Annotated in this window: 3 protein-coding genes; all 3 read left to right on the top strand. The window is 73.5% G+C overall.

All coding sequences use genetic code 11. The features are described 5' to 3' along the window. Positions 1-1,481 (top strand): hypothetical protein (locus tag ACFU99_RS38210; RefSeq protein WP_384401671.1); only part of this gene is annotated, 1,481 nt, incomplete at its 5' end. A gap of 86 nt (positions 1,482-1,567) precedes the next feature. Then, complete coding sequence (locus ACFU99_RS38205; protein ID WP_384401668.1) at positions 1,568-2,575, top strand: GDP-mannose 4,6-dehydratase; 1,008 nt, start codon at positions 1,568-1,570, stop codon at positions 2,573-2,575. Positions 2,576-2,627: 52 nt separating this feature from the next. Continuing rightward, the gene (locus ACFU99_RS38200) at positions 2,628-3,341 is read left to right on the top strand and encodes an NDP-sugar synthase (protein ID WP_384401665.1); all 714 of its coding nucleotides are present in this window, start codon (positions 2,628-2,630) and stop codon (positions 3,339-3,341) included. Positions 3,342-3,368 lie beyond the last annotated feature (27 nt).

The raw sequence follows: 3,368 nt of genomic DNA, 5'->3' as shown, positions 1-3,368 counted from the left end.
CTCCCGACGACCCCGAACCCGTACCGCGGCTGCACTGGGGGCCGCCGCCCGACGGCGGCCCCGCGACCACCCGCCGGCTGCGCGCCGCCGCCGAGGGCCCGGCCCGGCCCCGCCGCCGCCCCGGCTGGGCCGCGGACCCGCTCGACGAACTCGCCGAGGAGCTCAAGGAGGCGTGCGCCGCCGCCGTGCACCCCGACGAGATCGCCGCCGTGCTCGAAGCCGACGGCATGACCGCCGAACAGGCCGCCGAGCGCTACGGCCGCCGCGACGCCTTCGAACTCGCCGAGGACCTGTTCGCCAAGGTCCCCCGCTCCTTCCCCGAACCCGGCCCCCGGCCCGACCCCTGGAAGGCCGCGCCCTGGCAGTCCCTGCTGCGCGCGGTCGTCTTCACCCTCCCCGGACTCGGCTACGGACTCGCGGAGCGCTTCCTCATCGCGCCCCGCGAGCGGCAGACGGCGAGCATCGCGGCGCTCGTCGCCTCCGCCCTCGTCGCCTGGGCCTGGAACCAGGGGCTCGCCCACCGCGCGTACGGACGGCTGGCCTCCGGCGGGCGCGCGGCCTGCGGCCGGACCCTGCGGCTGGGCGCGCCGCTCGGCGCGGTGCTCGCCTTCGCCTCCGCGCTGATCTTCCTCGCGCCCGCCGGGGTGACGGTCTTCTCCGCGGGCCAGGCGCTGTACCTCGGGGCGGCCACCGTCCTGCTGGTCCTCGGCGGCGAACGGCTGCTGCTGTACTGCCTGCTGCCCACCGCCGCCGGGGCCGCGCTGCTGCTCCTCCTCGACCTGCCGGGGGCGGTGCGCGCGGGCCTGCTGCTCATCACCGTGGGCGGCGCGCTCGGGGCCGCGGCCCGCGAGACCGTACGCGCCACCCGCGACGCCCCGCCGTCCGCCCCGGCCGCCGCCTCGCTCGCCGCGTCGGTGCCCTACGGGCTGTTCGGCCTGGCCTGCGGGGTCCTGACGACCTTCGCGGCGCTCGGCGACCGGCTCTGGTACGGCGACGGAGCGCCCGCCTCCGGGCCCGTCGTCATCGCCCTCACGCTCAGCATGGGGGCCGCCGAATGGCTGCTCTACCGCTGCCGCGGACTGTCCCTGCGCGCCCTCGCGCAGAGTACGAGCTCGGGCGGGCTGCTGCTGCGCGCCATGCGGGTGCTGGCCGTGTGCCTGAGCACCTACCTGGGGGCGCTCGCCGTACTCGCCCTCGCGACGACGGCGCTGTGGCCCGGCAGCCCGCAGCTGACCGTGCCCCGCGACCTCGCCCTGCTCCTGCTGGGCGCGGTGCTGTGGACGGGTCTGCTGCTCCAGGCGCTCGGCACCGCCTGGGCCCCCGCGCTGCTGTGCATCGCCGCGGCCGCCGGGGAGGCGGTCGTCTTCACCCTGCGGTCGGCCGGGCCGACCACCGCCCAACTCGCCCTGTGCGGAGGGGCCGCGGCCGCCCTCTTCGCCGTCGCCACCGCACAGCTCGGCCGGATCACGACGCACCGCTGAACGGCACCAGCACCGCTGAACGGTACGCAAGCCCATAGAGGAAACATGCCGCAGAAAGCGACATGTCGCACTAGAGGAGTACCCGCATGACCGCAACCACCCAGGCACCCGTCGCCGTCACCGGCGCGGAGGGATTCATCGGCTCCCACCTGGTCGAGGCGCTCGTCGCATCCGGCCGCCGGGTGCGCGCCATGGTGCAGTACAACTCCTTCTCCTCGTTCGGCTGGCTGGAGACGCTGCCGAGGGACGTGCTGGAGCAGACCGAGGTCATCCTCGGCGACGTACGCGACCCCGGCTCCGTCACCGGGCTGATCACCGGCGCCGACACGGTCTACCACCTGGCCGCCCTCATCGCGATCCCGTACTCGTACCAGGCGCCGCACAGTTACGTGGAGACCAACGTCACCGGCACCCTCAACATCCTCGAAGCCGTACGCCACCTCGGCACGCCGCGCCTCGTCCACACCTCCACCAGCGAGACGTACGGCACCGCGCTGACCGTGCCGATCACCGAGGACCACCCCATCAACACGCAGTCCCCGTACGCCGCCTCCAAGGCGGGCGGCGACCGGCTCGCCGACAGCTACCACGCCAGCTTCGAGACGCCCGTCGTCACCCTGCGGCCCTTCAACACCTACGGCCCCCGCCAGTCCATGCGCGCCGTCATCCCCACCGTCATCGCCCGCGTCGCGGCCGGGGAACGCTCGCTCGACCTCGGCGACCTGCGCCCCACCCGCGACTTCAGCTACGTCAAGGACACCGTCGCCGCCTTCCTGGCCGTCGGCACCGCGCCCGCCGAGCACGTCGTCGGACGCACCTTCAACGCCGGCACCGGCCGGGAGATCTCCATCGGCGACCTCGTGACGCTCATCGGCAAGCTCATGGACGCGGAGCTGGAGATCCGCGAGGACACCCGCCGGGTGCGGCCGGCCGCCTCCGAGGTGATGCGGCTGCTCTGCGACGCCTCGCGGCTGCGCGAGGCCACCGGCTGGGCCCCCGCCCACCAGCTCGAAGAGGGCCTCGCCCACACCATCGAGTTCTTCCGCGACCCGGCGAACCTGGCCCGGTACAAGACCGACATCTACAACGTCTGACGAGATGTCAAAAGGAGTCAGTGCCATGTCAGTTCAGAAGGAGCAGGGACCCATGCACGCAGTCATCCTCGCCGGGGGCAAGGGCGTCCGCCTGCGCCCCTACACCACCGCGCTGCCCAAGCCGCTCGTCCCCATCGGCGACCAGCACGCGATCCTGGAGATCGTGATGCGCCAGCTCGCCGCGGCCGGCTTCACCAGCTGCACCCTCGCCATCGGCCACCTCGGCCACATCATCCGCGCCTACGTCGGCACCGGCTCCCAATGGGGCCTGCGCGTCGGCTACACCACCGAGGACAGCCCGCTCGGCACCATGGGGCCGCTGCTCACCATGCTCGACCGGCTCCCCGACCACTTCCTCGCGCTCAACGGCGACATCCTCACCGACCTCGACTTCGGCGACGTGCTCCGCGACCACCGCGACTCCGGCGGCCCCCTGACCATCGCGACCTACGCCCGCCAGGTCGCCATCGACTTCGGGGTGCTCACCACCGAGTCCGACCGGGTCGTCGGCTTCACCGAGAAGCCCAGCATGGACTACCGCGTCTCCATGGGCGTCTACGGCATCTCCCGCGACGCCCTCTCCCGCTACACCCCCGGACTGCCGCTCGGCTTCGACGAACTGGTCCTCGACCTGCTGGCCGCGGGCACGCCGCCCCGCGCGTACGCCTTCGACGGCTACTGGCTCGACATCGGACGCCCCGACGACTACGACCGGGCCAACGCCGAGTTCGCCGGCCGCCGCGCCATGCTGATCAAGGGAGCGTGACCAGCAGCCATGCGCATCCTCGTCCTG

Source organism: Streptomyces sp. NPDC057654, from assembly GCF_042800135.1.
In the GTDB taxonomy this organism is placed as follows: domain Bacteria; phylum Actinomycetota; class Actinomycetes; order Streptomycetales; family Streptomycetaceae; genus Streptomyces.
Note: the sequence above shows the minus strand (reverse complement) of the source record. Positions and strands in the feature narration are given on the sequence as shown.